Genomic DNA, 16,933 nt, shown 5'->3' with positions numbered 1-16,933 from the left:
TATGGAGTTCATAGAAGCCAGTGAGGCCGCCGCTAAGATAGAGGATGGGTCCGCCATCGCATTGACTGGGTTTGGCGGCATGGGACAATGCGATGCGGTTTTAAAATCCATTCGCGACCTTTATCTGCGCACAGGGCATCCGCAAAATCTCAGCGTGTTTCATGCAGCTGGTCAGTCGGATGGAACCAATGGGTTGGAATATATCGCGGTCGAAGGACTTATCTCGAAAGTCGTTGGGGGACACTGGGGATTGCTGCCACGGATGCAACAACTGATTGAACAGAATCGCGTGGAAGCGTACTGTTTGCCCCAGGGGCAGTTGACCCATTTGTTTCGAACGATGGCGAATGGGTTGCCGGGGCACTTTTCGATGATAGGTTTAGGGACGTTTGTCGATCCCAACGTCGAAGGCGGCAAATTTAACGACAAAGCTAAGGCGAGTAGCGATAATCGAGTCGAGGTGGTTCACATCCTCGGCTCGGATTATCTGTTTTATAAATCAGTTCCGATTGATTACGTACTGATTCGCGGCACCGCCATTGATGAGGCAGGTAACGTCAGTGTCAAAGAGGAGCCTCTGAAGCTGGAGATTCTGGCGGCAGCGCAGGCAGCCAAGGCGCAGGGCGGCAAGGTGATTGTACAGGTGAAGTACGTCGTCAAACATGGAACGATTCATCCAAAGGACGTTGCAATTCCGGGGTATTTGGTAGATTATGCGGTGGTGGCCAAAAATCCGGCTCAAGACCATCGACAGGTACCGAGTGCCGTCTATGATCCGCGGTATTCCGGAGATTTAGTGGTTCCGGATAAAGCCCTACCAACACTGCCATTTAGTGTGCGTAAGTTGATTGGACGGCGCGCAGTCAAGGAACTCACACCTGGTGCCGTGGTCAATTTGGGTATCGGGATACCGGGTGATGTCATTGGCCCGGTGAGTGCCGAAAAAGGTTTGCTTGAACAGATGGTGTTGACCATTGAGTCTGGTGTGGTTGGCGGCGTACCCGCCGGGAAAAATCAGTTTGGAATCACCGTCAACGCAGAAGCCATCTTAGACCATGCGAGCCAATTTGATTACTACCACGGTTGCGGTATTGATCTGACATTCATGGGTGCAGCGCAGATTGATCAATACGGGAATGTGAATGTCAGCCAGTTTGGCGGTCGCAAAATTGGCTGCGGTGGATTTATTGACGTCACCCAACCGGCGAAGAAGGTTGTTTTTTGCACCACCTTTACAAATGGTGGATTGGAAGTCGCGGTTCAGGATGGTAAACTTGAAATTGTCAGAGAAGGACGGCACAGCAAGTTTGTATGTGGTGTTGAGCAAATCACATTTAGTGGTAAATATGCAGCGGTTCACGGGAAAGAAGTCGTCTACGTGACAGAGCGTGCAGTTTTCGTCTTATCTGAAGAGGGTCTGGTTTTGACGGAGATTGCCCCTGGCGTTGACCTTCAGCGAAATATTTTAGACGTCATGGACTTTGCCCCTATCGTGTCTCCAGATCTGAAGGTCATGGATGAGGACATATTTCACGATGTGATTCGCAGCGCCCCGATGGAGGTGACCTGAACGATGCGTCTTCTCGTCGCATCTGATTCCTTTAAAGGCAGTTTGACGTCAGGTCAGGTCATTGAAGCTGTCCAAGAAGCCGCAAATCGCTGTGGTGGGGTCGAAGTTCGCGGGATTCCAGTTGCAGATGGTGGAGAGGGGACATTAGAGTCCATTCTCGCGGTGTTACCGGGGAGAAAAGTGAGTTGTACGGTGCTAGATCCATTGGGGCGCAGCGTGGAAACGTACTTCGCGGTGGTCGGTCGCACGGCCATCGTGGAGATGGCGAAATCGTCTGGACTTCCGTTGCTTGCACTTCATGAGCGGAACCCACTGTTGACGACGAGTTATGGCTTGGGGCAACTGATTGAGGGTGCGCTCGAAGTAGACGCGGTAGAAGAACTTATCGTCGGCATTGGCGGTAGCGCGACGAACGACGGTGGCTTGGGCATGATGCAGGCGCTGGGACTTCGCGCGCTGGATGCTGCCAATCGCGAACTTCCCTTTGGCGGGCACCACCTTGCGCTGCTAGATCGCTTTGATTTAACCCAGTTGCATCCGAGGCTGAGGGAAGTTCGCATTCGAGTGATGTGTGATGTGACCAACCCGCTTTGCGGCGATGACGGGGCGTCGGCCGTGTATGGGCCTCAGAAAGGGGCCGACGCGGAAATGATTCGCACGTTGGACGAAAATCTGCACCATCTCGCAACATGTATCAAAGAGAAACTTGGGATGGATGTCGCCGACATGCCTGGTGCAGGAGCAGCGGGAGGCGTCGGCGCCGCGCTTCTCGCATTTTGTCAGGCGAAGCTGGAACCGGGCATTGAAGTGGTATTGGATTTGTTTCAGTTTGACGAGATGGTGCAAGACGTGGATCTCATTCTCACGGGCGAGGGCCGCACTGACCAGCAGACCTTGTATGGTAAGGTCGTGAGCGGCGTGGCGAGGAGAGCCCGTTTGGCGGGGAAGCCTGTCGTTTGTTTGTCGGGGTCGCTTAGCAGTGACCTTCGCCCGCTGTACCAGCATGGCGTGTCCGCGCTGTTTAGCATTTGTCCCGGACCGGTCGCGGAAGAGACGGCGATGGCAAATGCGTATGAATACCTGACGGCTGCCGCCGAAAATGTCATTCGGTTGTGGCAGAGTCACAAGGCTTTGTGCTGAATGTGCCGGAGTACACCTGCGAACGTCGTAGTGTATTGCGCATGGGTGTATCTCGCAATGATGAATCGCGAATGAGGAGATGGTAGGGTATGAATTCATTTCGGGCACTGGTGGTCGATTACGTCGGCGATGAATTTACACGCGGGGTCCAGACGCTCACTTTAGATCAGTTGCCTGAGGGCGACGTGACCATCCGTGTCATGTACTCCAGTGTCAACTACAAAGACGGGATGGCCAGTGTTCCGAATAGCCGCATCGTCCATACCTATCCGTTTGTCCCCGGCATCGATCTGGCCGGGTATGTCGTCCATTCGGACAATCCTCGATTCCGCGAAGGGGACGAAGTCATTGCCACTGGCTACGGCTTGGGCGTCAGTCACTTCGGCGGCTTCAGCGAAATGGCGCGCGTGCCTGCCGATTGGCTGGTTCCGCTTCCCAAAGGATTGACGCTCAAAGAAGCGATGGCCCTAGGGACAGCTGGGTTTACCGCAGCGCTGTCCATCTACCAGATGCAGCATAACGGCGTCCATCCCGCTATGGGAGAAATTTTGGTGACGGGTGCCACTGGCGGCGTCGGCAGTCTGGCGATTAACATGCTGAGTAAACTGGGTTACGACGCGGTTGCCAGTACGAGGCAGCAGCAAGGTCACGAGTATCTGTACGCACTTGGGGCGAAGGCCGTGATCGCACACGATACACTGACGGTTCCAGAAGGAAAGTCGCTCTTGCGCCAGCGCTGGTCCGGCGCCATTGATGCAGTGGGCGGGCAACTTCTCGCCTATTTGCTCAGCACCGTGAAATATGGCGGATCCGTCGCCTTGAGCGGGATGACGGCTGGTACGGAGTTTACCGCAAATGTTTACCCGTTTATCTTGCGCGGTGTCAATTTGCTAGGCATCGATTCCGTGTCCTGCCCGATGGAAAAACGGGCACGCATCTGGTCGTGGCTGGCGAGTGACTTGAAGTCGCCCGATTGGTTGGCCACTGTCGCACACGAGACGACACTGGACGATTTGCCGAACGTATTGAGTAGAATCCTAGATGGTGAGATTCGCGGACGCGTGATTGTGTCGATGGCATAGGCCAAAGCCCTCGGTTTTCAAAGCAGCACCCTTCCAACTAGATTCCTCTATTCGCCCGGCGCCTTCCTCAAAGGCGCTGGGGCGGTTCAACTTCCTAGCATCCACACCGTTTTCACAAACCTCAGCGTGAGATGACAACGTTCTGAAAAATTGTAAAGAAACATGTCGAATACCCTCTATTTGTGTAGACTACTCCCCTGCTTCTGCGCATACATATCAAACCAAAGTATAGACCACAGCATGAGTCAAGCTAAACCACGGAGGAGGCTCAGTGGTTCATGATCAATCGAGACAGCGACGTCCCCATATACCAACAGCTAAAGGATTGGATGATGAGCCAGATAGAGTCCGGACTCTGGAAGGAGGGGGATACGATTCAACCAGAGCGGGAACTCGCACATGCGTTTGGCGTCAATCGACTGACGGTGCGCAAGGCATTGGCAGATTTGGTTGCGGAGGGCTGGTTAGACCGCCGGAGAGGGGTCGGGACGTTTGTTACGCGCCCGCAGATTCAGCAACCACTGCATCGGCTGACGTCATTTTCCGATGACATCCGCGCCATGGGGATGGAGCCGAGTTCTCGAGTTCTGAAGATGGAAATTCGCAAGGCGACACCATTTGAAGCGTACAAACTGCGGCTCCATCGCACGACAGACCTCATTATTGAATTGCGTCGCCTGCGTTTGGCCAATGACATTCCGATAGGTGTCGAATCTGCCATCCTGCCGTTTCATCGATGCAAGGCGCTGACCGGCGTGACCTTTAACGCGCTTCACTCGCTTTACCATCAATTGCGCACACAATGTGGGATTGAACTCGCGAATGGCAGTCAAATCATCGAGGCGTCCACTGCATCGGAAGATTGTGCGGAGATACTCGACATCCAGCCAGGGGACTCGATATTGAAGATGCAGAGGACCACTGTGGATGTGGACGGCGAGGTGGTGGAATGGGTGACCTCCTTTTACAGGGCGGATCGCTATCGATTCCGGGTCGAACTGCCAATTGCGAATCCAACGAAGTCGACTGAGGAGGGTTGAATGATGGCTTCTTATAGTATTTGGATCGCTTTGGTGTTAGGAATTCTCGCCTACTTGGGCATTGTCCTCAACTTGGGGCCAGGGCTGTGGTTGCAAGAGGCATTAGTCGTGGGCGTCATCACAGGACTCATTGTGGGGAATGTCCATCTTGGGCTCACCATCGGCGCCACGTTGACGCTGATGTCGCTTGGGATGTGGACGTATGGCGGGGCGACGATGCCTGATTTTATGACGGGTGCCATCTTGGGCACGGCCGTTGGGGCGCTCGGCGGCGGTGAGACGGCAGGGCTTGCCGTGGCGATTCCTGCCTCCATTCTCATGACTCAACTGGATGTGCTCGGCAGGGCGGTCACCACCGTGTTTATTCACGCGGCAGACAAATATACCGAGCGGGGAGATATTCGGGGCGTGACGCTCATGCACTTGCTTGGTCAACTGCCTTGGGGACTCACGCGCGCGATACCGGTGTTTATTGCCGTATGGCTCGGCGCTGGCCCGATTCAACATATTATCAACGCTTTGCCTCACTGGTTTATGCATGGCATGCAGGTGACGGGTACCATGCTGCCTGCACTCGGATTTGCGCTGTTGCTGAATCAAATGCCTGTAAAGAAGCACTGGGCGTTCCTCGTCATTGGCTACGTACTCTATGCCTACTTGAAGCTGCCGATTATTGGTGTGGCACTCGTGGCACTTGCGGGTGCAGCATTGTATCTGAAGTTGAGAGGGAGTGAAGCGCGTGCCGAGTCCTGAGGATGGTTTGGAACAAGTTGCAGAGACGGCGGCGGTGACGCCAAAAGACGTCCGATCCGCCATGTGGCGCCACATCATCACCCTTCAGTGGTCGTGGAATTACGAGCGGATGCAGGCACTTGGTTACATGTGGTCGATGCTGCCTATCATCAAAAAGGTCTACCCCAACAAGGACGAAATGATTGGCGCGATGAAGCGGCACTTGACGTTTTACAACACCAATCCACAGATTGGTTCTCCTCCGATTTTCGGTGCCACGGTCGCCCTGGAGTCACAGAAGATGGGGGACGCGGTCGACAGTTTGAAGATTGGTCTCATGGGTCCCTTTGCCGGGATTGGCGATACGATTCAAGGCGTCCTCGTGCGCCCGATGGTCGCGGTTTTTGCCGCAGCATTGGCCCTCGCTGGAAGTTGGGTGGGGCCTGCCATGATGTTCGTGCTGGGGTTAATCTGGTGCGCGTTGATGGTTCCACTGTTCTACCTTGGCTATCGCCGCGGCGTCGGGCTGGTTGATGAAGTCGCGGGTGAGGGCGTGCTATCCAAAGTCACGGAGTGGGCGACTATCTTTGGCATGATGGTGGTCGGTGGCTTTGTCCCAAGTATTATGTCAGGGCTGACCACACCGCTGCAATTCCACAAGACGGTCGAGGTGGCAGGGAAGGCCACGACAAAAACCATCGCGCTTCAGGATACGTTGAATCAAATCTTGCCTTCGCTCTTTCCAGTGTTGGTGGTGGGCCTCGCGTTTTGGATGATTCACAAACTGAAGCTATCTCCAATCTGGGTACTCTTGTCACTCGTCGCGCTCGCTTTTATCACGGGAGCTATCGGATTGTTCTAAATGTTTTAGGAGGTGCCAAATGGTATCCGTCATCTTAGTGAGTCACGGGGCCCTTGCATCAGGCATGCTCGATGCCAGTCAGATGATTGTTGGCACGCAAGCGCAGCTGTCCGCGATTTCGCTCGCGCACGACAGCAATCTCGAGACGTTGCAGGAAGCAATTGAAGCGGCAGTCACATCCATGGATGACGGAGACGGCGTGTTGGTCTTAGCCGATTTGCTTGGCGGAAGTCCGGCGAATACATCGGCAAGACTCCTCTCTGATTCCATCGCCCTAGTGACCGGTTTGAATCTTCCGATGCTACTCGAGGTACTGGTCAATCGGGCAAATCAGTCACTGTCAGACTTGGCGCGGGTGGCGGTAGAAAGCGGCCGGGCCGGCGTGATGGACATTCGTGATCTGTTGTAAGGAGGAATAGTCATGCCAATCAAGCATCTTCGAATCGACAATCGGCTCATTCATGGGCAAGTGACGACCAACTGGGTGAGCTCGGTAGGAGCCACGCAGATTCTCGTGGTGAATGACCAGGTTGCAAATGATCCGATTCAAAAGAAACTGCTTCCCGCCGCCGCCAGGGGCGTCAAAACATCCGTTCTCAGTATCCAGGATGCAGTGTCCTACATTCAGCATCCCGACCATGCGCGAGAACAGGTACTCGTGGTGGCGAAGTTTCCGACAGACGCGTTGGCCTTGCTTCAACAGGGTGCACAACCTGAACAGGTGAACGTGGGGAATCAAGCGCCCATTCCGGGAACGAATTACAAGATGCTGACGAAGTCGATTGCTGTCACACCGGAGGATGCACAAGTCTACCGTCAGATTGCCGAACTAGGTTTTCACTTGATAGCACAGATGCTGCCGTCAGACGCGAAGACGGATTTCTTGGCGCTCCTTGAAAAGAAGGGTCTATAGACGCGATGCTACAGCTTGGAACGGCCGAATGCGCGCTGTTGACGGATGGCGAAAGCCCCGGATTCACGTGATTCGCATTTTGGCCGGTGCTCCATTTTCGGCATTTCAAAAAAATGCCCAGTTATGAAACAAAAACCCCCACACATATACGCAGGGGAGAAATGTCACTGCCGCCCGATTCTCAATTCTTGTTCAATGTCCGCAATCCTATGGTTATGGTCGCTTAATTACGTTCGATGCGGACTAATCGACCTTCAATCGTATCCAAACGGCGGTCTATCGCTTCAATTTTTGCGGTGGTAACTTCCATCGAATGACGGACAGCGTTCAGTATATTCGTGTTTTCTTCCAGCTTTGCGGTATGGTCGGACAATATAGCTAAAATCTGGTCTAACTTCTCTTCCATGTCGTCAGCTCCATGCACTTAAAATAGCACAATCATACCGTGGCATGAAATCCCTCTAACAAATCTTTGATGAAGAAGCCAATCTACCGATAGCACTCGTGGGCTATTTGCCAACTAGCCACAAGGAGGAGTTTGAAATGATATCCGCAAGCGTGTTTGTAGAAGCCGCGCTCGATGCTGTGAAACAGGTAGAAGGCACTCAGTTGGATGTGATTCGCGAGGCGGGAAAGCGATTGGCGGAAGTGATCGTGAACGGGGGCGTCGTGCATATCTTTGGCACGGGTCACTCGAAGGCGTTCGCCATGGAAATGTCGAACCGCGCTGGGGGCTTAGTGCCGATGCACATGATGAGCATCGACGACTTGTGGCGAAGCAAAAATGCCCCTGATGATATCCATGACCCGAGTATTGAGCGCGATCCCGCTGTTGCACACGATCTCCTCCAACTCTACGATATCCGCCCGGAGGACGGCGTCATTATCGTCTCGAACTCTGGTCGCAACGGCGCACTGGTGGAGATGGCGTTGCTGATGAAGCAGCGGGGGTTGCCACTCATCTGTGTGACTTCGCTCGCTCACACCCAAAGCGTGACGTCTCGCCATCCGTCAGGCAAGCGTCTGTTTGAAGTGGCTGACGTGGTGATTGACAACTGTGGCCCGATTGGCGACGCATTGCTCGAAGCGCCGGAACTCGCGACGCGCGTGTGTTCCATCTCATCTGTGACGGGTGCGGTGATTGCCCAGTGTCTGACTGCAGAAATCACGCGCAATTTGATTGAGGCTGGCGTGGAAGTGCCCATCCTCATGAGCGCCAACGTGGACGGTGCGGACGAATTTAATCAGCGGTTGACGGCTCGCTATGCAGGTCGAATCTAAACGGTGGTGAGATAACTTGAACCTTGTGTTACGCGGGCAAGTCGGGGCGAAGCACATGGATGTCGGCATCCAGGACGGCAGGATTACGACGATAGGCGAGGCGAGTTCTAGCAGTCTTGTGGGCAGCACCACCATTGACACGGGTGGAAGGTTATTGCCTGGGTATATCGACGTCCACGTCCACGGAGGCGGCGGCGCGGAAGTGATGCTAGGCACGGAAGACGCGTACGAGCAAATTTGTAAAGTACACGCGCAACACGGAACGACCGGCTTGCTCCTGACGACCGTGACGGCAGCGGATGAGCAGATTGAACGGGCACTTCGCAATTACCACCCAGGATTTCAACCAGACGGTGCAGAAATTCTCGGGTTCCATCTCGAGGGGCCGTTTATCTGTGTCAAAAAGGCAGGCGCCCAACCAAAGGAGCACATTCAAGTGCCCAGCGTCGAAAAATTGCAGCGATGGATGAAAGCGTCTGGTGGCACGGTCCGCTACATGACGCTCGCCCCGGATGTGCCGGACGCGCTCGCAGTCGTGGCAGAAGCTCGCAGATTGGGAATTAAAGTTGCCGCGGGTCACTCCGCCGCCACGTACGTGCAAGCAAAGGAAGGATTCGCGGCGGGGATTGAGAGTGTCACCCATTTGTACAATGCGATGTCTGGTCTACACCACCGTGATCCGGGTCTACTCGGGGCCGCGCTGACGACCAAGGACGTCTACGCAGAACTCATCGCGGACAGACTTCACGTTTACGATGCGGCGATGCAATTGGCGTTTCAGGCGAAAGGGTTAGATAGAATGATGCTCATCACCGATGCGGTGATGGCAGCTTGTATGCCAGAGGGCGTCCACTTTAAGGTATCTGGGCAGCGCGTGCTAGTGGAGAACGGCGCCGTCCGGTTAGCAGACGGTACGTTGGCGGGCAGTACCTTGACATTAGATCGCGCTGTGAAAAATCTACTCGACCTAGGAATTCTCACACCAGACGACGTTCACCATGTCACGTCGCTGAACCAAGCGCGCTTTTTAAGTCTGCCGCACGGTCGATTGGAAGTCGGTGCGCCGGCCAACCTCATTGCCGTAGATGCGGATTGGAACGTGACGCATACCATTGTTCGCGGTCGATTAGTTTACCAAAGGTGACGTGGACGCACACAAGCTGGCCTTTGTGGCCAGCTTGTGCTTTGGGGAGAGTGATTTCCCATTACGCGTAAACAGCATTCAATGCCGATTTGGTCTGCAGGTTCTTCACGATATTTCCATTTTGAATGACAGTCACGATATGATTCGGGTCTTCTAGTGACCGAATGTCGTCGAGCGGGTTGGTGTTTGTCAGGACGATGTCGGCCAGCTTTCCGACCTCCAAGGTGCCTATTATGTGGTCCCATCCTAGGCATTCGGCCGCCGTCTTTGTCGTGGCGACGATACTTTCCATGGGAGACATGCCAATTTGGCACATCAGCCCGAGTTCACGCAGGTTCGTTCCATGTGCCATGACGCCGGCGTCCGTGCCCATTGCGATGCGGACACCAGCGCGATACGCTTTTGCGATACTCTCTTGGTGTTGTTCAATCACCTCACGGCATTTGCGAATGCCGTATTCTGGCATGGCGTCGTCTTTTTCGGCCGATTCTAGGACAGCGACGGGGGCGAGCAGGGTGGGGACTAGGTACGTGCCGTGTTCGAGCATGAGTTCAATTGCTTCATCATCCAGGAAGATTCCGTGTTCAATCGAGTGAATACCGGCTCGAACTGCGTTCTTAATTCCCTCTGCACCTTGGGCGTGAGCCATGACCTTGATACCTTTGCGGAATGTCGCCTCTTCTACCATGACGCGCAGCTCTTCTTGTGAGAACTGCGTGAATTCAGGGTGATCCGTTGGACTAAGGACGCCGCCTGTCGCATGCACCTTGATGATATCCGCACCTGCGCGCAAGACTTCGCGTACCTTCTTGCGCACCTCTTCGACGCCGTCACAAATGCCACTTGGGTTGCCTGGATAACCACCGAGATTGAGGTTTGTTCCAGATAGCGTCCATGAATCCCCATGACCGCCAGTGATGGTAAGTGGTGTAATGCTGATTTGCATTCTCGGCCCCACGACGAGTCCTTGTTCTACGGATGTTTTGACGCCTAAGTCAGCGCCACCAGCGTCGCGGACAGTCGTAACTCCCGCTTCAATTGTTCGTTCCATATACTGTTTGGCGTGAAAGAATCGAAGTGAAAAGGGTTCGTTCAGTCGTTTGGCGAGATTTCCGACTTCCATCATCAGGTGTACGTGGGTGTCGATGAGGCCAGGGAGCGCATATGTACCCGTGGCGTCTACCGTTGTGACATCTTCATTCGGGATCTCGATATCCTCGTTCAACCCAATCTGCTGAATCCGCTCGTCTTTCACTAGGATAGATACTCCTACTTGTGGTTCCCCACCGTTTCCGTCGATCACGGTCGCATTCTTTACCAATAAATATGACATGTCGCATGCCTCCCGAGAAAAAATTTGAAAATTTATCATAACTTTATTCGTTTTATATAACGAATATTATGAATATTTTTGTGAGGTGTGGTGATAGGATAGTGATTATATTTTCAAAGGGGTTGTGATTCATGTTGGCGGATCCGGTCATTGCAACGGTGGTCGTGCTTGCATTGCTAACCTTCAGCGAAATCGTGTCCATCTCGACCCGCGCGCGCGTACCGATGTTGCTCGTGGCACTACTTGGATATTTGGTGTTGCTGTGGCTTCGAGTCATCCCGCAAGATTTGCTCACCAATTCGACGATGCCGACGATAGGCTCCATCATGATTTGCCCTCTCATTATTCACATGGGCACGTTGATTCCGTTGCGCACCATTCGAAAGCAATGGCGTGCGGTATGTATCAATTTGACCGGGCTAATCATCACGGCGGCACTCATTCTCATTGTGGGAAGTTTGGTTCTTGGATACCAGACAGCGGCGGCGACGGTCGGTCCGGCAACTGGGGGAACCATCGCGTTTCTCGTGACCTCTGCAAAGCTGAAGGAACTGGGACTCGTCAGTTTAGTTGCTTTGCCTGCATTGGTTCTAGCCTTCCATAGTCTGGTTGGCATGCCGTTGGCGGCAAACATCCTTCGTCGGTACGTCCGAAGGTATGTGCAGACCATTGACGCTCGCGCATATGTCGCGACTGCTGTTGAGCCAGAGGTGCGGGCACACGCGGCGAGTGTTGGAGCGCAAAGTGGAGTCAAATTCTTATTTCCGGAAAAATATCAGACAAATTTGACATTTTTGTTTCTCTTATTTTTTGGTGGCGCGATCGCAACCGTTCTAGGGAAGTACACAGGGATTAACTATACGTTGTGGTGTTTAATCATTGGGCTTATAGGGGCAAAAGTGGGTTTTTATCAAGAGCGGATGCTAGAGCGAGCCAACGCGTTCGGACTTGCGATTGTAGGCCTTATTCTTGTTGTCTTGCCGAGTATGAATTCTGTGACGGTAACGATGTTTGTGACCGATCTCCCTTTGATACTGTTGATTGTTGCGTTGAGTATTGTCGGTTTGGTGGTCGGTGGTTATATCGGATCGAAAATATTTCGGTGGGATCCCAGAAAGGGAATTCCGGTTGCATTGACGGCGACATTCGGGTTTCCTGGAGACTACCTCATCTGTGAGGAAATTAGTCGGAGTGAGGCGTCTGGGGAAGTGCCGAAGCAAGTGATTATGGAAGAAATTTTATCTCCGATGCTCATCGGTGGATTTACCAGCGTCACGATTGCGTCTGTCGTCATCGCGAGTATCGTGATGGCCACGCTGTAATTTGAATCCAGGAAGTAGATTGATCTGTATCATGAGGACTGAACCTTCGAATGGGCTCAGTCCTTTCGTTTTATCTAGGCAATAGTGGAGTTATCTACTTGATCCGACAATTCTGTCTGGTTTGTCAGACAAAGATGTCTTGAATATCCGACAAAATTGAATCGTACTCTGTCCGGTGTCTGCTTTCACAACAAGGCAGACACTTTTTGATGTCTGTTTTCTCCTGTCACCAATCGATGGTTTCAAAAATCATAGTGTCAGCTTAACTCGGTGGCATGAAACTTGCTTTTAAAAGGTGTGAGGTCAATGAGTTGAAGGGAGTGGCCAGCATGGGAATGACGAATGCGTTTCGGGTACCCCAGGTGATTTATTCTGGTCGCGGATCACTGCAGGCGCTTTCTGATGAGGCGCCGAGGTTCGGGACAAAGGCGCTGATTGTGAGTGACCGAATCATGTCGGAACTGGGCTACGTGCGACGCGTGGAGGCGTTGCTGACACAAGCCGGGATAGCGTGTGCGCTGTATGCGGAGGTGAACACGGAGCCGACGGATACGTATGTCGCACAAGGGCTCTACGTTCTCAACGAGAACGATTGCGACCTGGTTGTCGCCATTGGTGGTGGCAGTTGTATCGATACGGCAAAAGCCATTGCCGTGATGGCGGTTAACGATGGGTATATCGGGGATTACATGGCATTTCGAAAGTCGTTTACGGAGAAACCCATACCGCTTATTGCGATTCCGACGACGGCGGGGACGGGATCGGAAGTGACGAGCGTCACGGTCATCACGAATACGAAAGACGATATTAAGATGATGATTCGCCAGCCTGAGTTGATTCCTGCGGTCGCGATTGTCGACGCGGAATTGACGTTGTCTTCCCCGCCCCATGTGACGGCGGCGACGGGGATTGACGCACTGTGTCACGCGATTGAGGCTTATATTTCCAGACACCGGCAGCCTCTGACCGACGTGTTAGCCTTGTCTGCGATTGAAAAAATCGTGAACAACATTGGCAAGGCGTATAGGGACGGAGACGACCTGGACGCACGAGAAGAGATGTCCATTGCTGCGATGCAAGCTGGCATGGCGTTTACGAATGCGTCGGTTTGTCTGGTGCATGGCATGTCGCGCCCGATCGGAGCGATGTTTCATGTGCCACATGGCGTGTCTAACGCGATGCTTTTGTCGACCGTGATGGAATATTCAAAGGCAGCGTGCCTGGACCGCCTCGCCGAGATTGGCCGTGTCCTTCATCTCCATGAGGGTGTAAGTTCTGACGAACAGGTAGCGGATGCCGTCGTTCGGCAATTGGAACAGCTGTGCGCGGATTTGGCGATTCCTAATATGCAGCAGTGGGGAATTGATAGGGAACGGTTTGAAGCGGTACTCGACAAGATGGCCACCGATGCCATTGCCAGCGGCAGTCCCGCCAATAATCCGAAAGTACCTAGTCACGATGAGATTGTGCGCCTCTACCGAAAAGCGTACAGTGCGGCGTTTGCCGCGACGCATTCGAGGTCATAGATGGTTTTGCGCAGTTTATACAGCCTGATGATGTGTGGAGGGGTTCGGTACCATGACAACGACTTCAGCCGGAACGAGGACACTGAAAAACTACATTGGCGGTCAATGGGTGAATGCGCAGTCGGACGCGTTTGAATCTGTACTAAATCCTGCGACAGGCGAGATGATCGCGCGCGTACCACTGTCGACGCGAGCGGATGTCGATGACGCGGTCGCACATGCGACAAGCGCGTTTCGAACTTGGAGTAAGACACCTGTTCCGAAGCGCGCACGGATATTGTTTCGCTATCAGCAGTTACTGGTTGAACACTGGGACGAACTCGCGCGCCTGATTACCATCGAGAACGGAAAGAGTTTCAAAGAAGCATATGGCGAAGTGCAGCGGGGCATTGAAAATGTCGAATTCGCGGCAGGTGCGCCGACGCTGATGATGGGATCGCAATTGACGGATATCGCGGCCGGGCTGGATTCTGGAATGTACCGCTATCCAATTGGCGTCGTCGGCGGGATTACGCCGTTCAATTTTCCGATGATGGTTCCTTGCTGGATGTTCCCGCTCGCGATTGCCTGCGGCAATACGTTCGTTTTGAAACCTTCGGAGCGCACACCGCTGTTGGCGCAACGGCTTGCTGAACTGTTTACCGATGCCGGTCTGCCGGAAGGTGTGCTGAACATTGTTCATGGTGCGCACGATGCCGTAAATGGTTTGTTGGAGCACCCGGGCGTTCGGGCAATTTCCTTCGTCGGATCGCAGCCGGTGGCTGAATACGTCTATCGCACGGCAGCTGCACACGGTAAACGCGTGCAGGCGCTGGCCGGTGCAAAGAATCACAGCATCGTCTTGCCTGACGCAGATCTGGACGCAGCGGTGGAGCAAATTGTCGCAGCTGCGTTTGGATCAGCCGGAGAGCGCTGCATGGCCTGTTCCGTCGTGGTCGCGGTTGGCGAGATTGGCGACGAATTGGTTCGAAAGTTGCGTGATGCGGCGAGCGAGAAGAAATTGGGGAATGGATTGGAGGAAGACGTCTTTCTCGGTCCGGTGATTCGCGCCAACCATTTAGAGCGGACGATTCACTACATTGAAAAGGGCATTGAGGAAGGTGCAACGCTTGTCCGCGACGGACGCAAGGACCAGGTGGCGGGAGCTGGATATTTCGTGGGGCCTACAATTTTTGACCATGTCACAACAAGGATGAAGATTTGGCAAGACGAAATCTTTGCGCCGGTGCTCTCGATTGTGCGTGTCAATTCATTGGACGAAGCGATTGAACTTGCGAATCAATCGCGGTTTGCCAATGGCGCTTGCATTTTTACCGACAGCGCGAGTGCAATTCGTCAGTTCCGAGAGGAAATTGATGCGGGCATGCTCGGTGTGAATATCGGCGTTCCGGCACCCATGGCGTTCTTCCCGTTTTCCGGATGGAAGGACTCGTTTTATGGAGACTTGCATGCGAACGGCAGAGATGGCGTTGAGTTTTACACAAGAAGGAAAATGGTCACCGGTAGAATGTGATTTCGAAAGGGGAGTTATCGAATGGCGAACAACGTAGTCGGTAACCCATTGTCGAGGCTCGAACGGATTCCCGTTTGGCCTCATGGGTACCGCTTATTGATTGTACTTGGCTTGGGGTATTTCTTCTCGTTTTTTGATATTACGAATATTTCGTATGGTATTCCGGTGATTACGAAGCAGTTTCACGTCTCTTCCAGCCTCGCTTCGACCGCTGTTTCAACTAGCCTTTTTGGCTACATCGTTGGTGCAATCCTCGTGAGTATCATCAGTGACTACTACGGACGGCGAGTGGCGTTGCTGATGGGCATCGGCTTATACACCATTGGGTCGTTTGCCACGGCATTCAGCCCAAACGTAACCTGGTTAATTGTTTGGCGGTTTATCGTCGGTATGGGCATTGGCACGATGATTGCGCAGGTGTCGACCTATATGGGGGAGATCTCGCCTGCGATATTGCGCGGCCGGTTTACAGGGTTGGCGAATGTGTTCGCCTTTGCTGGATTGGCCGCAGTTCCGTTTGCGGCGATGTGGGTCGTACCGCACTATTCGTGGGGCTGGCGAGCTTTGTTGTTCTTTGGGGGCCTCGGGGGACTCACTATGTTGTTTATGGCAAACGACTTGATTGAGTCGCCAAGATGGTTGATTATTCACGGCCACTATGAGAAAGCGGTTACATTGGTGGATCGCATTGAACAGCGCGCGATGGCCAAGATGGGGACGACGACGCTCCCACCTGTCAAAGAGATTCCGTTGGAGGAAAAAGCGCAGGGATTCCCGTTGTGGTCATTATTTAAGCCGCCATATGTTTGGCGCATGATCATCTTGCTGCTCTATTGGTTTCTCTGGTATGTCGGCGATTATGCTTATCTCGGGATGGCGCCCACCGTACTCGTTCAATCCGGATTTGGACTGGGGAATAGCATCGGATTTTCGGCGATTTCAGGAATTGGGTTCATCGTCGGCGCACTCTACGTGTTGTTCTTTGGCGATAGCATTGAGCGCAAATATTCGCTCATCGGTATGGGCATCATTGGCGCTGTGGCGGTCATCATCGCAGGGTTTGCACCGTCGCCCATAATGGTGATTGTCGCTGGTTTCCTGTTCACGATGACAATTGCCATGTTGTCGGCAATTGGTTACATCATCACGGCAGAGCATTTCCCGACGCGCGCGCGCAGTTCTGGGCTCGCGATGTGTGACGGTATTGGTCACTTAGGCGGCGCCATCGCGCCAGCTCTGACCTTGGGAGCCTTCGGCAGTTGGGGGATAACCGGAGCGTTTGGGTTGATGGGCGTGGCGACCCTAGCATCTCTCATCTTTATGAGCATGACGAGTCGGGCGACGCGTAAGAATCTGGAGGTCGTCAACGACGCCAATTTCATCGAAACATCCGATAGCATTCCGTTGAACTAATCTCCTCCACAGATTGGTAAACATGGAAGTGTTACTAATAGAAGTGTCACTTATAATGGTAT

Annotated in this window: 16 protein-coding genes; 14 read left to right on the top strand and 2 right to left on the bottom strand. The window is 53.4% G+C overall.

Features of this window, described 5'->3' with window-relative positions; all coding sequences use genetic code 11:
- Position 1: 1 nt before the first annotated feature.
- From K1I37_RS17545 to K1I37_RS17510, 8 genes are all read left to right on the top strand, one after another.
- Complete coding sequence (locus tag K1I37_RS17545; RefSeq protein WP_021296879.1) at positions 2–1,570, top strand: acyl CoA:acetate/3-ketoacid CoA transferase; 1,569 nt, start codon at positions 2–4, stop codon at positions 1,568–1,570.
- 3 nt (positions 1,571–1,573) lie between these two features.
- Entirely contained in the window at positions 1,574–2,710 is a 1,137-nt protein-coding gene (locus K1I37_RS17540; RefSeq protein ID WP_021296878.1) for a glycerate kinase family protein, read from the top strand.
- 89 nt (positions 2,711–2,799) lie between these two features.
- Complete coding sequence (locus tag K1I37_RS17535) at positions 2,800–3,792, top strand: acrylyl-CoA reductase family protein (RefSeq protein ID WP_021296877.1); 993 nt, start codon at positions 2,800–2,802, stop codon at positions 3,790–3,792.
- A 278-nt stretch (positions 3,793–4,070) separates the two neighbouring features.
- Positions 4,071–4,832 (top strand): GntR family transcriptional regulator, encoded by a 762-nt coding sequence (locus K1I37_RS17530; RefSeq protein ID WP_021296876.1) that lies wholly within the window; start codon positions 4,071–4,073, stop codon positions 4,830–4,832.
- A 3-nt stretch (positions 4,833–4,835) separates the two neighbouring features.
- Positions 4,836–5,585 (top strand): PTS mannose/fructose/sorbose/N-acetylgalactosamine transporter subunit IIC, encoded by a 750-nt coding sequence (locus K1I37_RS17525; protein WP_201766387.1) that lies wholly within the window; start codon positions 4,836–4,838, stop codon positions 5,583–5,585.
- Positions 5,572–6,426, top strand: a complete 855-nt coding sequence (locus K1I37_RS17520; RefSeq protein WP_021296874.1) for a PTS system mannose/fructose/sorbose family transporter subunit IID — start codon at positions 5,572–5,574, stop codon at positions 6,424–6,426. The genes K1I37_RS17525 and K1I37_RS17520 overlap by 14 nt, the downstream gene beginning before the upstream one ends.
- 19 nt (positions 6,427–6,445) lie before the next feature.
- The gene (locus K1I37_RS17515; RefSeq protein WP_021296873.1) at positions 6,446–6,835 is read left to right on the top strand and encodes a PTS sugar transporter subunit IIA; all 390 of its coding nucleotides are present in this window, start codon (positions 6,446–6,448) and stop codon (positions 6,833–6,835) included.
- 12 nt (positions 6,836–6,847) lie between these two features.
- A complete protein-coding gene (locus K1I37_RS17510; RefSeq protein WP_021296872.1) occupies positions 6,848–7,339 on the top strand; it encodes a PTS sugar transporter subunit IIB in 492 nt (163 codons plus the stop codon).
- 223 nt (positions 7,340–7,562) lie between these two features.
- Here the strand turns inward: K1I37_RS17510 and K1I37_RS17505 are convergent, their stop codons facing one another.
- The gene (locus K1I37_RS17505) at positions 7,563–7,745 is read right to left on the bottom strand and encodes a hypothetical protein (protein WP_021296871.1); all 183 of its coding nucleotides are present in this window, start codon (positions 7,743–7,745) and stop codon (positions 7,563–7,565) included.
- Positions 7,746–7,882: 137 nt separating this feature from the next.
- On the opposite strand from K1I37_RS17505, the gene K1I37_RS17500 reads away from it, so the two are divergent.
- Both K1I37_RS17500 and nagA read left to right on the top strand, forming a co-directional pair.
- Positions 7,883–8,620 carry a sugar isomerase domain-containing protein gene (locus K1I37_RS17500; RefSeq protein WP_021296870.1) on the top strand — a complete coding sequence of 246 codons (738 nt, stop codon included), beginning with the start codon at positions 7,883–7,885 and terminating at the stop codon, positions 8,618–8,620.
- 25 nt (positions 8,621–8,645) lie between these two features.
- On the top strand, positions 8,646–9,764 hold the full coding sequence (nagA, locus tag K1I37_RS17495; RefSeq protein WP_236613891.1) for an N-acetylglucosamine-6-phosphate deacetylase: 1,119 nt from the start codon (positions 8,646–8,648) through the stop codon (positions 9,762–9,764).
- A 61-nt stretch (positions 9,765–9,825) separates the two neighbouring features.
- Here nagA and K1I37_RS17490 read toward each other — a convergent pair whose 3' ends face one another.
- Positions 9,826–11,097 (bottom strand): metal-dependent hydrolase family protein, encoded by a 1,272-nt coding sequence (locus tag K1I37_RS17490; protein WP_021296868.1) that lies wholly within the window; start codon positions 11,095–11,097, stop codon positions 9,826–9,828.
- Positions 11,098–11,228: 131 nt separating this feature from the next.
- On the opposite strand from K1I37_RS17490, the gene K1I37_RS17485 reads away from it, so the two are divergent.
- The 4 genes from K1I37_RS17485 (at position 11,229) to K1I37_RS17470 (ending at position 16,871) form a co-directional block, all read left to right on the top strand.
- Positions 11,229–12,419 carry a hypothetical protein gene (locus K1I37_RS17485; RefSeq protein ID WP_021296867.1) on the top strand — a complete coding sequence of 397 codons (1,191 nt, stop codon included), beginning with the start codon at positions 11,229–11,231 and terminating at the stop codon, positions 12,417–12,419.
- 329 nt (positions 12,420–12,748) lie between these two features.
- Positions 12,749–13,945, top strand: a complete 1,197-nt coding sequence (locus tag K1I37_RS17480) for an iron-containing alcohol dehydrogenase (RefSeq protein ID WP_021296866.1) — start codon at positions 12,749–12,751, stop codon at positions 13,943–13,945.
- Positions 13,946–13,997: 52 nt separating this feature from the next.
- On the top strand, positions 13,998–15,458 hold the full coding sequence (locus K1I37_RS17475; protein WP_021296865.1) for a CoA-acylating methylmalonate-semialdehyde dehydrogenase: 1,461 nt from the start codon (positions 13,998–14,000) through the stop codon (positions 15,456–15,458).
- Positions 15,459–15,479: 21 nt separating this feature from the next.
- Positions 15,480–16,871, top strand: a complete 1,392-nt coding sequence (locus tag K1I37_RS17470) for an MFS transporter (RefSeq protein WP_021296864.1) — start codon at positions 15,480–15,482, stop codon at positions 16,869–16,871.
- Positions 16,872–16,933 lie beyond the last annotated feature (62 nt).

It is taken from the genome of Alicyclobacillus acidoterrestris (assembly GCF_022674245.1).
Classification (GTDB): domain Bacteria; phylum Bacillota; class Bacilli; order Alicyclobacillales; family Alicyclobacillaceae; genus Alicyclobacillus; species Alicyclobacillus acidoterrestris.
Note: the sequence above shows the minus strand (reverse complement) of the source record. Positions and strands in the feature narration are given on the sequence as shown.